The sequence below is a fragment of the Gilliamella sp. B2824 genome (genome assembly GCF_026536245.1).
Lineage (GTDB): Bacteria > Pseudomonadota > Gammaproteobacteria > Enterobacterales > Orbaceae > Gilliamella.
In genome coordinates this window covers 215,634-235,831 of sequence record NZ_JAFNON010000003.1, presented here as the reverse complement: position 1 = coordinate 235,831, position 20,198 = coordinate 215,634, and the positions used below count along the sequence as shown (strand labels likewise).

Sequence of the window (20,198 nt, the reverse complement as noted above, 5' to 3'; positions counted from 1 at the left end):
CATGCCCTATTTTCTATGAGCTTGATTTATTTTTATAACGATAAAAAAAACTATTAATAAAGATAGATACTTATCTGATGTCACTAAAAATTGAGGTTACTTTGGTATTGGTTATCTACCTCATAAAAATAGGTTTATAGGATTAAAAATCAATAATAATAATCAATCTAAATACTCTGGATTTACAGTATAAAATGAAAGTTATAGGTTTATTTATCGCAATTTTTATAAGCCTTGTTTGCTTTAACTAATTTGTTAGGTAAAGAATATTAACGTTGAAGTCGTATGTCTGGTAAGCCGTGCACCTTTGTTATGACGGTAAGTTATAAATCTAGAGTGCTGTAGCTTGCTAAATGTATGATAGATTTCAATTCAAATTAAAGTTGAAAGCAGAAAGCTGTAACTCATTGATACAATGTATAATTTAAATAGAGGGAATAATTTCCCTCTTTCATTAGATGATCAAACTTTATTTGCTAATTCGATGATTTTCATTGTTACTTCAAATGATTTAAGGAACGATGATAATGGTAAAAATTCAAAGCAAGAGTGAAAGTTATGAGCACCTGTAAAATAATTAGGTGTGGTTAATCCTCTTGCTGATAGTGCCGAACCATCAGTACCACCACGCATAGCAATAGTATTAGGCTCAATATTCAATTGTTCAAATGATTGATAAATTAAATCGATACAGCGACGATCATCACCTAAATAGTTGGCAATATTACTGTAAGTATCTGTAATTTTACATTCAATTTTAGCTCTTGGATATTTACGACTAATAAAGTCTACTACGTCTTGAATATATGCTTTACGAGCTTGATATTTTGCTAAATCAAAGTCACGAATACTCATTTTTAGTGTCGTAGTACTTTGGTTACCAACGATATCATTAAACCAAAAATAGCCTTCTTTACCTTCTGTGTGTTCAGGCGTTTCGAAACTATCAAAACAATTAATAATATCATTTGCAACGCGTATAGGATTGATTAATACATTTTTAGCTGACATTGGGTGGGCAGATACCCCTGTAATATCAATGATTGCTGAACCAGCATTAAATGTTTCGTACACCACTTCACCCAACTCACAACAATCAATAGTATAAGCAAAGTCAGGTTTAAAACGGTTCAAATCAAGTTTTTTAGCGCCATTTAAACCGACTTCTTCATCAGGTACAAAAGCCACATAGATATCACCATGAGTACAATTTTGCTTTTGTAACTGATCTAACATCGTCATAACTATTGCAATTGCGGCTTTGTTATCTGCACCTAGAACACTTGTGCCATCAGTGACAATCAACTCTTGATTAAGGTATTTATTTAATTCAGGGTGTTCATTAACTTTAAACCAGATGTCTTTATCTTTATTTAATAAAATATCCTCACCATTAAAGGTAACGCGTTGAGGGTGAATTTTATCTGATAAGGCTACATCCACCGTATCTAAATGAGCAACATAACCAATGTTAGGGGCATGTGGATTATTGCCCGGTAATTTAGCCGTAACAATACTGTGCTCATCAAGATGTACATCTTGCAAATTCAGTTCAATCAATTCTTGCTTAAGTAATTTAGCTAATTCGGTTTGTCCAGGAGTAGAAGGTACTTGCGCAGATCCAACTACACTTTGACTTGGAACACTAACATAACGCAAAAAACGTTCAACTAATTGTTCAGTAATATTCATAATAAAATGACCTCTTATTGGTACTAATTATTTACGGGTGGATAAACGTAACCACTATCAAACCCAATTGGTAGACCTAAGAACCAAAAGAGTAACAAGTTTACAGTTAATGCAATAAGCAGCGCGGCAGTATAAGGAATCATCATAGAACTTAATGTGCCCACTCCTGTGTTTTTGCAGTATTGCTGGCAATAGGCAATAATTAGCGGGTAAAACGCAAACATAGGTGTGCTTACGTTCACTGCCGAACTGATACGGTAAGCGGCTTGCGTTAATTCAGGCGAAATACCCACAGACATTAACATAGGCACAAAAATTGGTGCCAAAATAGCCCATTTAGATGAAGCAGAGGTAATTAACACATTTAACATACTGGTTAAAATGATCACACCAAATATTGTTACCACCGAAGGTAAATGTAACGCTTTCAAAAACTCAGCGCCACCAATTGCAATCAATGTGCCTATTTGAGAATTGGAAAACACATATAAAAATTGCGCACAAAAGAAAGCAAAAACAATAAAAGGAATAAGTGATTTAGTGATATTTTCCATCGATTTAACAATATCGCGAGAAGACTTAAATGCCCCAGTAATAAAGCCGTGAATCAAGCCCGGAATTGCAAAAAACACAAATAATAATGGCACAATAATTTGCATAATTGGTGCTTTATTACTTGTTAAGCTGCCATCAGGTGCACGTAATAAAGAGTCTTGTGGTAATAATAAAAGTACCAAACCAGCAGCGATGACTAAAAATACGATTGATGCAACTTTAAATGCTCGATTTTCAATAGGGGTGATTGCTGGTGAATCAGCAAGGTTATCTAACTGTAAATCAGTATTTATAGGCATATTGGCCTTTAAGCGGGGCTCAACGATTTTATCGGTAACAAACCAACAAGCTAGTAGAACAAAAAAAGTACCGCCAAAACTTAAAAAATAGTTACAAAGCACATTAACTTGATAAGATGGATCGATGATCTGTGCAGCACTTTGGGTAAAGCCTTGCATGATAGGATCGATAATTGAGGGTGTATAACTAGAGCTAAAACCACCGGCTAATCCCGCAAAAGCGGCAGCAATGCCCGCAAGAGGATGACGACCAGTGGCATAAAACATCATGGCTGATACCGGCATTAAAATAACATAAGCTGAGTCTGACGCAATATGACAAACCATGCTAACAAAAATGACTGATGGAGTGACCAATTTTTTAGGTGTAACTGCCAATAACTTTTTGAGTAACACATGAATATAGCCGCTACTTTCAGCAATACCAATACCTAATGTGGCAACGATAGTAATACCAAGAGGTGGAAAGCTAACAAAATTTGGGACCATTTTAGTAAAAAAAGTTACTAAATGATCGGGTGCTAGCATATTAGCGACAACTAGTTTTTCTTTGGTAACAGGGTTGATGTAATCGAAACTGACAAAAGAAAGTAATAAAGAGGCAATAAAGCAGATAATTAAAGCATAAAAGAAAAGTGTTGTTACGTCGGGGATTTTGTTGCCTATTCGTTCAATAGTATTTAAAAAGCCGCCCGTTTTTATAGGTGACGGATTTGTTGTTTGATTCATAAAAAAATTAGTGTAAATGTTGTTCGGGGCGTCAATTTATCACATATTTATAGTGCAGGCAAATAAGCAAAAACGTATGGTTTTTATACTTAAACATTATGTTAACCTTAATCACTTTTACATAAGTATGATGTTACTTCGACTTTTTTATAAATTAACTTCGTCATTGTTTGCAAAAATAGCATTTTCTTCAAAACTAAGTTTATTGAAAAAAGCATGGTGCTTTAAACGAATAGTTTGTAGACTATGTTTCATTGTCAGTGTTAAGTTATATACTTTGTATATAAATCGAATATGAATCTTTTAAAATCTTTAGCTGCCGTAAGCTCTATGACAATGGTATCGCGTGTATTAGGATTTGTACGTGATGCTATTATTGCCCGTTATTTTGGGGCAGGAATGGCAACCGATGCGTTTTTTGTTGCTTTCAAATTGCCTAATTTACTTCGACGTATTTTTGCTGAAGGTGCCTTTTCACAAGCTTTTGTACCAATTTTAGCTGAATATAAAAACCAACAAGGTGTTGACGCTACTCGTACATTTGTTGCTTATGTTGCAGGATTACTAACATTAGTATTAGCTATAGTGACATTAATCGGCATAGTAACTGCACCTTTTGTCATTATGTTAACCGCACCTGGTTTTATGCAAGAATCTACCGAAAAATTTGAACTGGCCACCAGCTTATTACAAATTACTTTCCCTTATATCTTTTTTATTTCGCTTGCGTCACTTGTTGGTGCAATACTTAATACTTGGAATCGCTTTTCTGTCCCCGCTTTTGTGCCAACTTTACTCAATGTTAGCATGATCATATTTACGCTATTTTTAACGCCTTATTTTAATCCACCGGTGTTAGCATTAGCTGTATCGGTAGTCGTTGGTGGCATCTTACAATTACTTTATCAACTTCCTGCTTTAAAAAAAATTGGCATGCTAGTTTTACCGCGTATTAATTTTAAAGATAGCGGTGTTTGGCGTGTATTAAAACAAATGGGGCCGGCAATTTTAGGGGTTTCTGTTGGACAAATTTCGTTAATTATTAATACTATTTTCGCTTCATTTTTAATTTCTGGTTCGGTTTCTTGGATGTATTATGCTGACCGCTTAATGGAATTTCCAGCAGGTGTACTTGGCGTTGCTCTTGGTACAATTTTGTTACCTTCATTAGCTAAAAGCTTTTCGAAAGGTCATCATCAACAATATTCAGAATTGTTGGATTGGGGATTAAGATTATGTTTTTTATTGGCATTGCCAAGTACTGTGGCGCTTGGGGTTATTTCACGACCGTTGATTTCAACACTCTTTGAATATGGACAATTTACTTTAAATGATACGTTAATGACACAACGTGCATTAGTTGCTTATTCCATTGGTTTACTTGGTCTAATTTTAATTAAAGTGTTAGCCCCCGCATTCTATTCCAGACAAGATATTAAAACGCCAGTTAAAATAGCCATTATTACGCTTATCTTAACGCAGTTGATGAATTTAGTGTTTATTGGTCCACTACAACATGCTGGTTTATCGTTATCAATTGGTTTAGCGGCATGTTTTAATGCAGGGTTATTGTTTTGGCAGCTACGTAAAAAACAACTATATCAACCACAACCAGGATGGTATAAATTTTTAACTAAAGTTATTATCGCAGTCATTTTTATGTCTATAGTATTATGGCTTGGCGCACAACTATTACCAGATTGGTCAACGGGTTCAATGCTACTGCGTTTGGCACGGTTATTTTTACTGGTTATTGTTGGCGTTTTTGTCTATTTTGCATCACTTATTGCAATGGGTTTTAAATTAAAGCATTTTATTAAACGTATTGACTGATTAATAAAAGATAATTTACTAAATTATATTAGTCGTTGAACATAAACTATTATCGGCGAAGTTAGCTTTAAATATTGCGTGAACATTAGCTAAATGCCGTTATACTTTCATCATCATTATTTAGAATTTAGCCTATGATGTTGTGATTTGGGCTAAATTCTTAATCGTATTTATGCCAATTTTACTTTTGATTGTTATTTATACAGTAGGATGACAAAGTAAATTAAGCTGGGAATTAAATTGGCTTTATCTGGATAGATTTTACGAATTTAGACGTAGTAAATAACCACAACAAATCAGGTATACACAGCATTAAATATCGATTTTATTTGTTTGCTAAATAGTTATTTGAGCAATATGAATAATCAATTTTAAAAAATTTGGACGTCAGTGTGGCAAAACAGAAGTTATAAATCACTAAACGTCCAACCTAAAAACTAATTAAAAATTTTTTTAGTTATAATCGTAATAACTATAATTTTAAATTACCTTGCTTATAAGAAGGAACGATAAGGTAATTCTGGTTCATCAGTAAAGATATCCCTAAATCCACGATAGTGTTGATAATGCATTTTATTTTTATCGGTCGGGTAAGTATATTTACCACCAACTTGCCAAAAGAATGGTGTAAATTGATATTCAAGTCGATCTTTTTTCATTTGCCAAAGCACTTCAATTTCTCGCGGATCACTTTGGAAGTTTGACCAAATATCATGATGAAAAGGAATCACAACTTTGGTGTTAAGCGATTCTGCTGCACGTAAAATATCAGCAGATGTCATCTTATCAGTAACACCACGAGGATTTTCACCATACGAGAGTAAGGCAACATCAATTTTATGATCATTACCATGTTTAGCATAATAGTTAGAGTAGTGTGAATCACCAGAGTGATAAAGTGAGCCCCCTGATGTTTCAAATAGGTAGTTAACTGCGCGATCGTTCATACCATCTAAAATGGCTTTATCTGTTGATGAAACACCCTTAGGAAGAGTAACAAGTGAAGTTCTATCAAAAGAATCTAGTATTTTAATGGTGATGTCACCTACAGTGATTGTGTCACCCACTTTAGCCACAATACAACGATCTTCTGGCACGCCCCAGCTTTTCCATAACTCAACACAAGCTTTAGGCCCAATAAATTTAACTTTAGGTGAGCAATTTTGAATCACGGCTGCTGCAACATTAACATCAATATGATCAGCATGATCATGCGTTGCCATAACTGCATCGATTTCTTTAATTGCAAAAGGATCCAACACAAATGGGCTGGTTCTTAAGTTAGGTTGTAATTCACGTACTCCCCCCATTCGCATCATTTGATGTTGCTTATTCATCAATGGATTAGCATGGGTTTTTTTACCCGTACCGCACCAAAAATCGATACAAATATTGGTATTACCTGCTGATTTTAACCAAATTCCTGTACAGGCAAGCCACCACATGGTAAAGGTATTGGGCTTAACTTCGGTCGCTTCGATCTCTTCATTGAGCCAAGTTCCCCATTCAGGGAAGGTATTTAAAATCCAAGAGTCACGGGTAATTTCGTTTACTTTACTCATACTATGTTCCTTATTTAATAGTTAGACTAATATCACTTCAACTCCTTGCTTCTTAATGCATTCAATCACTTCCTTATTCGCTTGTGTGCCTGTAATTAAAATATCAATCTTGTTTACTGGGCAAAAAAGCATGCCAGAGTTTGCTTTGGTATCGATTTTTGAACTATCAACGACAACCACTAATTTTTCGGCTTTTTCTAATATTTGTTGCTCGGCTACTGCACTTAAAATTTCATTTTTGTAAAGACCGGTGGGTGTTAATGTTTTACCGCTAGTAAACATCCATTTAGCTGCATAAGAATCGGTAATGCTTGCGATTGGATTAAGAATAATGTTTTGGGTTTTGTTATATAAACCGCCCATAATAATGACGTTTTCATGATCATGTTCTATTAAGTAACAAGCGAGTGGAAAGTAATTCGTGATGATAGAGACATTTTTTCCACATAATTCCCGACCTAATAAAAATGCGGTTGAACCACAATTAATCACGACATTTTCATCGTTACCACATAATTTGGCTGCTCGAATAGCAATTCGCGCTTTTTCGTGATAATGATCAGTATTGTTGTTGGCTATTGGTGCCCAGATAGGCTTTTGCTCCTCTAAACGCATAATACCATTACGTACTTTTTTAACTCGACCTTCCTGATCTAACTTGGTGATATCTCGTCTAGCTGTGGCCGGTGATATACCGAAGTGATCAATTAATTCTGTCACTTTCACTTCACCTTTTTCATTAACTAAAGCGACGATTTCGTTATGTCGCGTTATTTCATTCATTTATGTTCCTTAATGATTTGATCAAATTTGATTACTTTGATAATAATTATCATTGCAAAACTTGTCAATTATCTTCATTGATTTATTTGTTTAAATCTAAATTTAATATTGGTAAGTATAAATATAGATTTAATTTATTGTCATTATTTTTCATTGTAATGTGAAGTTGATCACAGATATTGCTGTTGGTTATTGGGAAAAGTGATCTCAATCAAAATAATCATAAATAATCATTGTGTGATTCATTATGATTATGGAATATAGCAAGCGTTAATTAAATAAATTTGATTAACAACATACCGTATTAATTAAGCTCAAAGATTCACTTAATAGTGAACAACCATATAAAGGGCATTAGGATAAAGTTTATCTATAAATTGTAAGCGTAGTATCAACTTTCAATTTAAAAAATGCCCATAATCAATGAGAGGGGCATATGGAAGTAATCTATAACGTATTTTATATTTTTTATAGTCAAGTCATGACCAAAGCACCTTTATTACTAGGGTTAGTAACGATGCTGGGGTACTGCCTATTAGGTAAAGACGTTACCACAATTTTAAAAGGAACCATCAAAACAATTGTCGGCTTTATGTTATTGCAAGTCGGTTCGGGGGTATTGGTTTCAACATTTAAACCCGTTATTGCCAAGTTAGCGGAATATCATGGCATTAAAGGATCGATTATTGATACTTATGCTTCGATGGTTGCTGTTGAAAATGGTATGGGAGAACATTACTCTTGGGTCGGATATGCGGTATTACTGGCACTGGCTATCAATATCCTTTTAGTTATTTTTCGACGTATTACCGGTATTCGAACCATTATGTTAACCGGTCATATTATGTTCCAACAAGTAGGACTTATTACCTTATTTTATTTTCTGTTTGGTTACGGTATGTGGGAAACCATCATCTACTCCGCAATTATTACCGCTTTATATTGGGGAATATTTTCCAACATGATGTTTAAGCCAACTGAAGCAGTAACAGGTGGGGCAGGGTTTTCTATTGGTCATCAGCAACAGTTAGGCTCTTGGATTGCCGTTAAATTAGCCCCTAAGCTTGGGGATAAAAATGATTCTGTTGATAATTTAAAATTACCAAAATGGTTACATATTTTTCACGATAGTATCGCGGCTACAGCTATTGTGATGACCTTCTTTTTTGGCATTATTTTACTGTCATTTGGTTTAGATAACTTACAAACCATGGCCGGTTCAACGCATTGGACAATCTATATTTTAGAAACAGGGCTTAAATTCGCGGTAGCAATCCAAGTGATTGTTGGTGGCGTAAGAATGTTTGTTGCTGAATTGTCTGAAGCGTTTAAAGGTATATCTGAAAAACTTATTCCTAATGCAGTATTAGCGATCGATTGTGCAGCAATTTATGCTTTTTCACCTAATGCAATGGTGTTTGGTTTTATTTGGGGTGCATTAGGGCAATTTTTAGCAATTGCTTTATTACTGGTATTTAAATCGCCGATTATGATTATTCCAGGTTTTATTCCGATGTTCTTTTCTAATGCCACTATTGGGGTGTTTGCAAACCACTTTGGCGGTTGGAAAGCGGTAATGAAGATTTGTTTTGCCATGGGCATGGTTGAAGTATTTGGTTCAGCTTGGGTTATTCATATTTTTGCACAAAATGGCACACCAATCGATTCTTGGATGGGCATGGCTGACTGGGCAATTTTATTCCCACCTATTTTACAAGGTCTATCAATTTCTCACTTATTTATCTATCTCATTATTGCTTTGGCTTTAGTGTATATGTTCTTTGCCGCTAAACAATTACGACGCGATGAAGCCAATCAAAAAATACAAGCCGACACGAATGATACCCAGCAAGATTTTAATGAACAAGTCGTTGAAAAAATGGATGAGGTAGCAATTAGCGAAGGACGTCCAATACGTATTCTTGCGGTATGTGGTAGTGGTCAAGGTTCATCGATGATGATGAAAATGAAAATTGCCAATTATCTTGATAAAAAAGGCATTGCTAATGTTATGGATTCGTGTGCGGTGACTGATTACAAATCACGATTACCGAATGTTGACATTATTGTGGCTTCTAAACACTTAATTAATGAAATTGAGGTTAATGAAGGTCAGCACGCTTTGGGGGTACAAAATATGTTAAATCCGCAAACATTTGGTGATGAACTTATTGAACTGATTAACAAAGTGCTTGCTAAATAATTTATTGAATAAAAAGGGAGTACAACATGGCTTTGAAAGAATCATTGATAGAAAACAACTCTATTTTACTTAACGCAAATGCCGCAACCTGGCAAGAAGCTGTTAAATTAGGTACTGATATGTTGGTCGCATCTAAAGCAATTCAACCCTCTTATTATGATGCGATTATTCGCTGTGTGAACACTATGGGACCTTACATCATTATTGCCCCTAATTTTGCTATGCCTCATGCCAGACCTGAAGATGGCGTTAACCGAACTGCTTTTGCATTAGTCACACTAAATAAACCAGTCTATTTTCAAGGGGAAGAAGAACCTGTCGATGTATTAGTGACCTTAGCAGGCAGTACTTCTGATGAACATATGCAAGGCTTAATGGAGGTCACCCAAATTTTAGAAGATGAAAATAGCCCTACCGGCATCGATCTAGATAAGTTACGAGCATGTAACAATAAAGAAGATGTTTATGCTGTGATTGATAAAGCTTTATTGGGGGGTTAATTCTATGTATCAAGCTTTAAAAGAGAGAGTATTACAGGCCAATTTAGCATTACCCAAATATCATTTGGTGACCTTTACTTGGGGTAATGTTTCAGAAATTGATCGAGCAAAAGGTGTCATTGCTATTAAACCTTCTGGGGTTGAATATCACAATATGACAGTTGAGGATATTGTGGTGGTGTCATTAACCGGTGAAACAGTGGAAGGTAAGTTAAATCCTTCTAGTGATACTGCAACACATATTGAGCTTTACAAAGCGTTTGAACATATTGGTGGTATTGTCCATACCCATTCTCGTTATGCCACCGTCTGGGCTCAAGCTGAGTTAGATGTGCCAGCGTTAGGGACCACTCATGCTGATTACTTTTATGGTGATGTTCCGTGTACCCGTCGACTTACTGATAGCGAAATTACCTCTGATTACGAAAAAAATACCGGTCTGGTTATTATTGAAGAGTTTAAACGTCGAGGACTCGATCCAATGGCAATGCCTGGTGCTGTGATTTCAGGTCATGCTCCATTTTGTTGGGGTAAAAATGCTTTTGATGCTGTACATAATGCGGTTGTCCTTGAAGAAGTCGCCATGATGGCTATTGCCACTCGTCAACTCAATAAAACAATTAAAATTCAACAAGCGTTGTCAGATAAACACTATTTCCGTAAGCATGGTGCAAATGCTTATTATGGGCAAAAATAGTTCTTATAAGAGGAAAATAAAATGACAAAACCAAAACTACAAATCGCATTAGATCAAACTGAATTGCAACCCGCTTTAGCTGTCGCCAATAATGTTGCTGGATTTGTTGATATCATTGAAGTGGGTACCATCTTGGCTTTTGGTGCCGGAATTAACGGGGTAAAAACTTTACGAGAGAAGCATCCAAATCATATCTTAGTGTGTGATTTAAAAACCACTGATGGCGGTGCAATTTTAGCTAAGATGGCGTTTTCAGCAGGCGCCGATTGGCTGACAGTATCGGCAGCAGCGCATATTGCCACCATTGAGGCGTGTAAAAAAGTGGCTGATGAATTTGGGGGTGAAATTCAAATTGAACTATATGGTCATTGGACTTTCGATGATGCTAAAGCATGGCGTAAATTAGGTATTAAACAAGCTATCTATCATCGTTCTCGTGATGCCGAATTAGCTGGAGTTGGTTGGGGTGAAGAAGATTTGATTAAAATGCGTCAACTTTCTGATTTAGGTTTAGAACTTTCCATCACTGGCGGCATTGTTCCTGAAGATATTCATCTGTTTGCTGGAATAAAAACTAAAGCTTTTATTGCTGGTCGTGCGTTAGCCAATGAAAATGGACAGCAAACAGCCCAAGCGTTGAGGGAGCAAATTGCTAAATATTGGTAATTTTACATTGCAGTCGAGTAATCGACTGTTTTTGTTTTTCCTCATGTTATTGGATCATAAATTATGACTGAACAAACAATAAATTTTGTTAAACACGCGCCTGGTATTGGTATTTATGAAAAAGCGTTGCCTAATCAACTTTCATGGCAACAAAAAATGACTGAAGCAAAGTCTTTAGGTTTTGATTTTATTGAACTGTCTATTGATGAATCTCAAGAGCGTCAAGCAAGGCTAGATTGGTGTGACGATGACATTTATGCCTTACGACATTTATGTGAAAAAAATGGCATTTTTTTTCATTCGATATGCCTAAGTGCACATCGTAAGTATCCGTTTGGATCAGCGGATCCAACGATCCGCGAACAAGCCAAAATGATTATGCTTAAAGCAATTTCATTTGCTTATAAATTAGGTGTAAGAGTAATTCAATTAGCGGGTTATGATGTGTATTATGAACCTGCTGACTTACAAACCCATCAACGATTTATTGCGGGTATGCAATGGTGCGCGAAACAAGCAGAAAAAGCAGGCGTGATGTTAGCTGTAGAAATTATGGATACTAATTATCTTAACTCGTTAAGTAAATTTGAAATCCTAAAGACAGAAATCAACTCACCTTATTTTATGGCTTATCCTGATGTGGGTAATATATCGGGATGGAACTTTGATATTAGTACTGAGCTTTTACTCAGTCGCAATCATATTGTTCAAATACACCTAAAAGATACCTATAAAGTTAAACCCAATTATGCCGGGCAATTTAGGGATTTAGTTATTGGTGAAGGAGAAGTTGATTTTGCCGCAGTATTTAACACATTGAAATTAATGAATTATTGTGCGCCACTGGTTATCGAAATGTGGGCTAATGATGATCATTGGAAAGATAATATCATCCTAGCTCAGCAACGATTAAAGGCTATTGCTCAGCAGGCTAATTTCCCGCTTTTTTCTTCACTTGATTAAAATCAAAACGCTATTGATATTTTATGTTTAACTCATCACCTTTTGGGTGGTGAGGCATTTTTTTAAAATATAACCTATTGAAAAAATGAAACTATATTAAATTATGGTTTAATCACTTTTCTCATTTTATTTTTGTGATTCACCTTGTGATGAATGATATTCTAGTTGGTAATAGCGCCACCTTGTGGTATTTTGTGCAAATATTTTGGTGATTTTGCAAATTTGATATCATTGCTTGTTTAACGTGCAAATTAATCTGTTAAATTAACTTACCATCTATTTGTTATCATTAAAATTTTTATAAAAAAATAGAGAATTAACAGGTTTTAGATAGACTAATGTACAAATTATCCTTTTTTAAGTTGCCCTTTATTTTTATAACACTATTTCTTATTTCAAGTGCTTTTATTTTCAACATTAGATTTGGTATAACTTTTCTTGCTACTTTTCATGACTATAAAAATTTATGGTCTTCACTGTATAAACTTACCCCTTATCAATTGCTACGTTCAATTCCCGAATGTCTATTGTTATTTGGGGTATCTGCAATTGCATTTTATCGAATTAACGTTCATTTAGTGACCTTAAAAAATATTATTCTTATTATAATAAATGTACTGATTGTTTGTGCTATTGGTTATTTATTAAGTGTTATAGCCGATTTAATGTTTGATGAAATATTCATCAATTATATCGATGTTGATTCATGGTTATTTATTTTAGTGCTAAGTATTATTCCTGATAGTCTATTTTATTTGTGTGCAGGTTTACTGACTTATTATTGCATTAGGGGATTAAATAATCAGTTTGAAAAGAGTGCGTTAGTTTTTGAACTTAATACGCTTAATAGCTGTAAAATTCATTTTATTTTATTTTTAGTCTTTTTCTTTTTTACTTTGATTGGTTTCCCGTCTTTTATTTTAGATATTTTGATCCAACAAGATCACTATCTTATTTCGATTGGCCGCCATATTGCCTTCCCTTTTATCTGTTATGTGTTGACTTTCTGTGTTGTTATAGTTGTTTGCAAAAACATGTTTACTCAAGTATTTATGGTATTACAGATTGATAGAATTGTGAAAAGTGTGGTTTATTCGAATCTGTTTATTTTTGTGTTTAATTTTACTCTTTTTAGCATTGCTGAAAGCTTATTTGACTTGACTGTTAGCCAAATCACTTTACATGATTACACTGCGTTAGTATTAAAAATAGCACTAGCAACTATCTCGTTTATTTTATCTTGTTTGATTGTGCGTAAAGTTACCCAGTACTATTTTTATCGAAACACTGGGTATAGCTTAACGTTATAATAGTGTTGTTTGTTGTTGCTTAAGTGAATCGGCAATTTGCTGTTGTGTTTTTAATGTTCGAATATTTTGTAATACTTGTGCCGCTTGAAAATAGTGCGATTTTAAGTAAGCTAGCCATTGTTTGATGCGCGCTGAATGATAAAGCGGTTTAACCTCTTCGATAGTTGTTGTAGCGTAATTGATTAAAATTTCTAAAATTTGTTGCCACTGTAACTCTGCATCATTAAAACGAATCATATTGGCTAAGTTTGGGATCGTTAAAATACCACGTCCAAGCATAATATCTTGGCTTTGACTTTGGATAAGACAGTTTTGCGCATCTTTAACGGAAAAAATCTCGCCGTTAGCAATAACTGGAATATTTAATTTTTGTTTAATTTTTCCTATTGTTTGCCAATCGATTTTGTCAGCTTGATAACCGTCAGTTTTTGTCCTTCCATGAATGACAATTTCATTTGCTCCTGCCTGTTCAATCGCGTTAGCAATGTCTAAACAGTAAGATTTGTCTGTCCACCCTAAACGAATTTTGGCTGATAGTTTTGCCGTTGTGCCAATAGCGAGTCTTGTTTGTTCAACAATATTAAATATTTGTTCTGGGTATTGTAATAAGTAAGCGCCGCCGTGGCTGCCCACGACTGTTTTAGCAGGACAACCAAAATTGATATCTATTCCATACGAACCCAACTCAATAGCTTTAACCGCATTTTCTGCCATCCATTGTGGTGATTGCCCTAAAATTTGCACACGCACAGGCGTACCGGACGCTGTTTTTCCATCATGGTAAAGTTCAGGGCATAGACGGTAAAATGTTCGGTTAGATAATTTATGATGAGTCACTCTGACAAATTCTGTCACACAATAATCAAATTGATTAATTTGAGTTAAGATTTTTCTCACATTATAATCTAACACGCCTTCCATCGGTGCTAAGATGATACGATTGAATTTCATTGTCGTGCCTGCTTATTTTGTTCATTACCACAGATTGAGCAGTTAGGTTGTTTTGTCAGCTTAACTTGATTAAATTGCATGCTCATTGTATCAACCATTAGTAGTCGACCCGATAACGGTGTGCCATAATGAGTAAGCACTTTTATTGCTTCTAATGCTTGCATTGAGCCAAACATTCCCACTAAAGGGGCCATTACCCCAGTTTCAACGCAACTCAATTGATCGTCGCCAAATAAACGACTCAGGCAATGGTAACAAGGTTCATCATGCTGATAAGTAAATACAGTTAATAAACCTTCCATACGAATGGCTGCACCAGAGACTAGTGGTGTTTTAGTTTGAAAACAGCAACGATTAATTTGTTCTCGAGTGGTTAGATTGTCGCTACAATCAATCACAATTTGATGATGTTTGATAAGTGAAAGTAAGCGACTATCATCCAGTTTTTGATTCACTGTATTAATGATAGTATCTGCATTGCGTTTACTTAGCGTGTGTTTTGCAACTTCAACTTTATATTGATTGATTGTTTTTTCTGTATATAAAATTTGCCGGTTTAAATTTGATTTTGTCACGGTATCAAAATCAACTAAGGTTAACTTTCCAACGCCAGCCGCTGTGAGGTAAAGCGAAGCTGCACAGCCAAGTCCGCCTAAACCAATAATTAGTGCCGCACTATTTTTTAACACTTGCTGTTTTTCAATATCAAAACCATGCAAAGTTATTTGCCTATCGTAACGAAATAATTCTTGATCAGTTAGCGCTTGCATAATAGATAATTGTTCATCGTAAATTGCTATATTATAGCAGACACTTGACGCCTTACGGCGCCAAGCTGTTAAGATTATTTGTCAAAACCAGATAAAAAGGTGAGATATTCTTCTTTGGTCATGAGTGGTTTGTAATTTGATATGAGGGTTTGTGCTGATTTTGCATCATCAAAAAGTAAATCGATAATTGTACACGCCATCATTTGTGCAGGGCGAATATAAGCCATTTCTTCATCAAATACGACATAATCTTTTCCATGCAACACGCCTCTCACAGATCCGATCCATGGGTGACTTACTGGCATAATGTGCGACAAATCACCTGTATCAGTACTACCAGTCATATGTGGCGCAACTGAAACATTTTCTTCACCAATTAATTTTTCAGCGTTTTGCTTCAAAAGTTCATTTAACGTGGCATTATTATGTAAAGGTAAATAACCTGGTAAATCTTTGATTTCACAACTAGCCCCAACAGCCATCGCTCCCGCTTGTAAGGCTTGATTAATCCGTTCATTGGCTTTAATCATTGCAGGAACGTTACCTGCGCGCACATAACTTTCCATTCTTACATCACTGGGTACGACGTTGACCAAATCGCCACCTTGAGTAATTATTGGGTGGAATCGGATATAATCTTTTTCTTGAAATGTGTCACGAATTGCATTAACACCCATCAATCCCATCATCGCTGCATTTAATGCGTTAACGCCTGCATGTGGGGCTGCTGCTGCGTGAGCTGCTTCACCTTTATATTTGATTAGTTTTCCAATAAATCCATTGCTGGTTGTTGATATTTCAATAAAACCGTCTTTACGTTCATTTGGTACACTAGTTAAGTGGATTTGCAGCGCCATATCGACATCATCAAATTCACCTCGGGAAATGAGTTCAGGCTTACCCCCGATATATTTGATTTTACCTTCTTCAATAAGCCGATTTCGATAAGTGATTTCCACATATTCTTCAGCTGGAACTGCAAAAGGAACCACATCACCCGCTAAATATTGCATTGCGCCAGAATCGATTAGTCCCATCGTCACAGCCATCATATTCGCAATTTGTGCATTATGTCCACAGCAATGAGCTGCGCCAGAGGTTTCATCAGCAGCAGGGTGATCTGCACAAATTATGGCATCAAGTTCACCAATAACTGCGATGCTATATTTACTGCCTTTTCCGCCTTTTAACCGGCCTTTAACACCGGTTAACGCTAATTTATTTTTATAGGGTACGCCCAATTTTTCAAATGTTTGCTCTACTTTTTTTGCGGTTTTGTGTTCTTTGTAACCAAGTTCGGGTTCAGCCCAAATAGCTTCAGCAATGGCTTTTATGTCCGCTTTTCGGTTTGCAATAGCAAGGCAAACCTGTTGTTTAAGTTCTTCTTTATTCATGAGTTAATTCCTAATCCAGTTAAATAACACCTTCCCAATGTAACGTAATTTGTGCAATGATTGCGGCAAAAATAAACGTACCTGAAAACACCGCTAGCGAAACAGGGATAATTCGCCAAGAGATACTTTTAAATAATGCTAAATCTTTGCCAATAGCAAGCCCTGCGTAGGCAAGTACCGGTGTACAAACTGCAAGTAATGATACATTGTCCGTAATTGAAACAACTTGTTCGTGGAAAGGAAATATAGGGGATGAGGCAACGGCTGCAACTACTGACACCCATAAAATTACTGGAAATTTATTGAGTAAAGGTACTTTGCCAACAAAGTATCCAACAATTGATATAACCACTAAAATGGCTAATGCTTGTAACGATAACATAAAATCAACTTTATAGCCGACAGTGTTACCTGCTGCCATAATGATAGCGACTAAAATGAGTAAAAATAGCGTTTCTAAACTTTTCATTACAACAATCCTTCCTTAATTACGACGAAAACGAGCAAAAGTGTTATATAAAAAAGAAGCAAAAGGTAATGAAAATAGTGTATAAATGTAGATACCAACTATACTGGACATTAGATTTGCTGTTGTTGCATAGGCTTTAATTTCACTTGCCAGATCTGGATACAGATCGCTAATTGGTGCTAGTGACGCAGCCATCATACTTCCGCTACCAACACCCGCGCCCATCGCTAAAGCATAGGGGTGAAGAATATCTAATTTAGCCATAATACTCGCTAAGATGCTCATCCAAATCGCACCATAAAGTGTGCCGCAAACGTACATAGCCATCACGCCGCGTCCTTCGGCTGAATCTAAACCGTATTTATCTGCAACAATGGCAATATTAGGTTCACGTGCAACTGAGTAAGTGGCGCCAACCGCTTCACGTTTCATACCTAACATCATTGCTAAAGGTAATCCTAATAAAATGGTACCGGCAAAGTGACCGAGTTCTTGAAAAATGAGTGCCAATTTTGCATCTTTTAAAATCATATCGATTTTAGGACCAACGGCAACGCCCAATTTGGCAACAAGTAGCATTAATGTGACAATCATAACGGCACTTGCATGATTCATATTTTTTATGTTTAATATTTTGAGCTTAGGAAGGCTTATGATTCCGCCAATAATCATAGCATATAGCATGGGGTATAAAGTAATAATCCAAATAGATTGTTTACCAATAAACTCACAGATCAGAACGACTATCAGTGCTAACAAATGCACTCTATAGTCTTTAATAATTTCCATCCTTATAAACCTCTAATAGTTTTTATCAATAATCACTATCCATGATATCTAGAATCATAGTCAGTATTTGCATTGCATATTTAATATACATAACCTTGATTATTACCGTCAATAAACAACTGTTGTTAATTTGAAATCATACTTAAGATTACCTTTTTGATGAGCTGATTAAAACAATTCAATAATAAATATCAATAAATGCCTTTATAAGCCCTTTATTTGATTTATAATACAGACAATTTTTATAGCTTGAAATTTTAACAGGATATTTTATGCGTTCGATTTATTGTGGTCAGTTAAACTCATCTCATATTAATCAAGAAGTTACCTTATGTGGTTGGGTTAATAAACGCCGAGATTTAGGTGGTATGATTTTTATTGATATGCGTGATCGCGAAGGAATTGTACAGGTCTTTTTTGATCCTGATTATTTGCAGGCGTATCAGTTAGCGGGTGAACTACGCAATGAGTTTTGTATTCAAATTAAAGGTAAAGTAAGGGCTAGACCAGAAGGCCAAATCAATAAAGATATGGCAACTGGTGAAGTTGAAGTTTTAGCAACTGAACTTGTTATTTTTAATCGAAGTGATGTTTTACCATTAGACTTTAATCAAAATAATAGTGAAGAGCAGCGTTTAAAATATCGATACATTGATCTTCGTCGTCAGGAGATGACGGCAATTTTCAAAACACGCGCTAAAGTGACTGCTTTTGTGCGTTCGTTTATGAATAAACATGGTTTTTTAGACATCGAAACACCTATGTTAACTAAAGCCACACCAGAAGGTGCGCGTGATTATTTAGTGCCTAGCCGAATTCATAACGGTGAATTTTATGCTTTACCTCAGTCTCCACAACTATTTAAACAACTCTTAATGATGTCAGGATTTGACCGATATTATCAAATTGTTAAATGCTTTCGTGATGAGGATTTACGCGCAGATCGCCAACCTGAATTTACCCAAATTGATGTTGAAACTTCATTTATGACAGCAGAGCAAGTGCGTGAAATCATGGAGCAAATGATTCGTGAACTTTGGTTGCATGTTAAAAATGTTGATTTAGGCAAGTTCCCTGTTATGACCTTTGCAGAAGCAATGCGACGTTTTGGTAGTGATAAGCCGGATTTACGTAACCCGCTTGAAATTATTGATGTTGCAGATTTGGTTAAAGATGTCGATTTCAAAGTATTTTCAACGCCTGCTAATGATCCAAAAGGGCGTGTTGCATTACTTTGTGTGCCTAATGGCGCGCAATTAACCCGAAAACAGCTCGATGATTATACGCAATTTATTTCAGTTTATGGTGCCAAAGGTATGGCTTGGATCAAAGTTAATGAACGTAGCAAAGGACTAGATGGTGTACAAAGCCCTGTTGCAAAATTCTTTAATCAGACACAAATGGAAGCATTACTTAATCGAGCTAATGCTAAAGATGGCGATATATTATTATTTGGTGCTGATAGCTACAAAGTTGTTAGTGATGCGCTAGGCGCATTACGCTTAAAAGTTGGTAAGGATTTAGCCTTAACCGATGAAAATAGATGGGCTGTTCTTTGGGTTGTGGATTTTCCAATGTTTGAAGAAACAGATGAAGGACTTAGTGCCATGCACCATCCATTCACCTCTCCAAAAGATTTTACCCCTCAGCAGCTAATGGACAGTCCTGAAACAGCGGTTGCTAATGCCTATGATATGGTCATTAATGGTTATGAAGTAGGGGGCGGCTCAGTGCGTATTCATCGCAGTGAAATGCAACAAGCGGTATTTTCAATTTTAGGTATTAATGAACATGATCAACGTGAAAAATTTGGTTTTTTACTTGATGCCTTAAAATATGGAACCCCGCCTCATGCTGGACTGGCATTCGGATTAGATCGCTTAACTATGCTATTAACAGGCACGGATAATATTCGAGATGTGATTGCATTTCCGAAAACCACAGCTGCTACCTGTTTATTGACTGATGCACCGAGCCCGGCAAATCCAGCAGCATTAGTAGAACTAGGAATCGAAGTTTGCAAAAAATAGCGA

17 protein-coding genes are annotated in these 20,198 nt (G+C 35.7%); 8 read left to right on the top strand and 9 right to left on the bottom strand.

The window, feature by feature from the left end; all coding sequences use genetic code 11:
- Nucleotides 1-462: 462 nt before the first annotated feature.
- Both pepT and J3U56_RS04735 read right to left on the bottom strand, forming a co-directional pair.
- A complete protein-coding gene (pepT, locus tag J3U56_RS04740) occupies nt 463-1,692 on the bottom strand; it encodes a peptidase T (protein WP_267334492.1) in 1,230 nt (409 codons plus the stop codon).
- A gap of 23 nt (nt 1,693-1,715) precedes the next feature.
- On the bottom strand, nt 1,716-3,275 hold the full coding sequence (locus tag J3U56_RS04735; RefSeq protein WP_267344012.1) for an AbgT family transporter: 1,560 nt from the start codon (nt 3,273-3,275) through the stop codon (nt 1,716-1,718).
- Between the two features lie 294 nt (nt 3,276-3,569).
- On the opposite strand from J3U56_RS04735, the gene murJ reads away from it, so the two are divergent.
- Nucleotides 3,570-5,108 (top strand): murein biosynthesis integral membrane protein MurJ, encoded by a 1,539-nt coding sequence (gene murJ / locus J3U56_RS04730; protein ID WP_267347507.1) that lies wholly within the window; start codon nt 3,570-3,572, stop codon nt 5,106-5,108.
- A 494-nt stretch (nt 5,109-5,602) separates the two neighbouring features.
- Here the strand turns inward: murJ and ulaG are convergent, their stop codons facing one another.
- Nucleotides 5,603-6,670, bottom strand: coding sequence for an L-ascorbate 6-phosphate lactonase (gene ulaG / locus J3U56_RS04725; RefSeq protein ID WP_065634263.1), 1,068 nt, complete (start codon nt 6,668-6,670; stop codon nt 5,603-5,605).
- A gap of 21 nt (nt 6,671-6,691) precedes the next feature.
- On the bottom strand, nt 6,692-7,453 hold the full coding sequence (gene ulaR / locus J3U56_RS04720) for an HTH-type transcriptional regulator UlaR (RefSeq protein ID WP_267334485.1): 762 nt from the start codon (nt 7,451-7,453) through the stop codon (nt 6,692-6,694).
- A gap of 436 nt (nt 7,454-7,889) precedes the next feature.
- Here ulaR and J3U56_RS04715 point away from each other — a divergent pair, with 436 nt between their 5' ends.
- The 6 genes from J3U56_RS04715 to J3U56_RS04690 all read left to right on the top strand — a co-directional run bounded on the left by J3U56_RS04715 (nt 7,890) and on the right by J3U56_RS04690 (nt 13,792).
- Nucleotides 7,890-9,656 carry a PTS ascorbate-specific subunit IIBC gene (locus J3U56_RS04715; RefSeq protein ID WP_267347509.1) on the top strand — a complete coding sequence of 589 codons (1,767 nt, stop codon included), beginning with the start codon at nt 7,890-7,892 and terminating at the stop codon, nt 9,654-9,656.
- Nucleotides 9,657-9,682: 26 nt separating this feature from the next.
- The gene (locus J3U56_RS04710; protein ID WP_267334481.1) at nt 9,683-10,156 is read left to right on the top strand and encodes a PTS sugar transporter subunit IIA; all 474 of its coding nucleotides are present in this window, start codon (nt 9,683-9,685) and stop codon (nt 10,154-10,156) included.
- 4 nt (nt 10,157-10,160) lie between these two features.
- The gene (locus tag J3U56_RS04705; RefSeq protein WP_267334479.1) at nt 10,161-10,853 is read left to right on the top strand and encodes an L-ribulose-5-phosphate 4-epimerase; all 693 of its coding nucleotides are present in this window, start codon (nt 10,161-10,163) and stop codon (nt 10,851-10,853) included.
- Between the two features lie 21 nt (nt 10,854-10,874).
- A complete protein-coding gene (locus tag J3U56_RS04700; RefSeq protein ID WP_267334477.1) occupies nt 10,875-11,519 on the top strand; it encodes a 3-keto-L-gulonate-6-phosphate decarboxylase UlaD in 645 nt (214 codons plus the stop codon).
- 63 nt (nt 11,520-11,582) lie between these two features.
- A complete protein-coding gene (locus J3U56_RS04695) occupies nt 11,583-12,482 on the top strand; it encodes an L-ribulose-5-phosphate 3-epimerase (RefSeq protein ID WP_267366860.1) in 900 nt (299 codons plus the stop codon).
- 338 nt (nt 12,483-12,820) lie between these two features.
- The gene (locus tag J3U56_RS04690) at nt 12,821-13,792 is read left to right on the top strand and encodes a hypothetical protein (RefSeq protein ID WP_267347513.1); all 972 of its coding nucleotides are present in this window, start codon (nt 12,821-12,823) and stop codon (nt 13,790-13,792) included.
- Here J3U56_RS04690 and dusC read toward each other — a convergent pair.
- The 5 genes from dusC to J3U56_RS04665 form a co-directional block, all read right to left on the bottom strand.
- A complete protein-coding gene (dusC, locus tag J3U56_RS04685) occupies nt 13,787-14,743 on the bottom strand; it encodes a tRNA dihydrouridine(16) synthase DusC (RefSeq protein WP_267366857.1) in 957 nt (318 codons plus the stop codon). The genes J3U56_RS04690 and dusC overlap by 6 nt on opposite strands.
- A complete protein-coding gene (locus tag J3U56_RS04680) occupies nt 14,740-15,513 on the bottom strand; it encodes a molybdopterin-synthase adenylyltransferase MoeB (RefSeq protein ID WP_267334469.1) in 774 nt (257 codons plus the stop codon). The genes dusC and J3U56_RS04680 overlap by 4 nt, the downstream gene beginning before the upstream one ends.
- 74 nt (nt 15,514-15,587) lie before the next feature.
- Complete coding sequence (locus J3U56_RS04675) at nt 15,588-16,907, bottom strand: amidohydrolase (RefSeq protein ID WP_267366855.1); 1,320 nt, start codon at nt 16,905-16,907, stop codon at nt 15,588-15,590.
- A gap of 19 nt (nt 16,908-16,926) precedes the next feature.
- On the bottom strand, nt 16,927-17,376 hold the full coding sequence (locus tag J3U56_RS04670; RefSeq protein ID WP_267334465.1) for a hypothetical protein: 450 nt from the start codon (nt 17,374-17,376) through the stop codon (nt 16,927-16,929).
- 15 nt (nt 17,377-17,391) lie between these two features.
- Nucleotides 17,392-18,165, bottom strand: a complete 774-nt coding sequence (locus tag J3U56_RS04665) for a DUF3100 domain-containing protein (protein WP_267334463.1) — start codon at nt 18,163-18,165, stop codon at nt 17,392-17,394.
- Between the two features lie 272 nt (nt 18,166-18,437).
- On the opposite strand from J3U56_RS04665, the gene aspS reads away from it, so the two are divergent.
- Nucleotides 18,438-20,195 carry an aspartate--tRNA ligase gene (aspS, locus tag J3U56_RS04660; RefSeq protein WP_267366852.1) on the top strand — a complete coding sequence of 586 codons (1,758 nt, stop codon included), beginning with the start codon at nt 18,438-18,440 and terminating at the stop codon, nt 20,193-20,195.
- Nucleotides 20,196-20,198 lie beyond the last annotated feature (3 nt).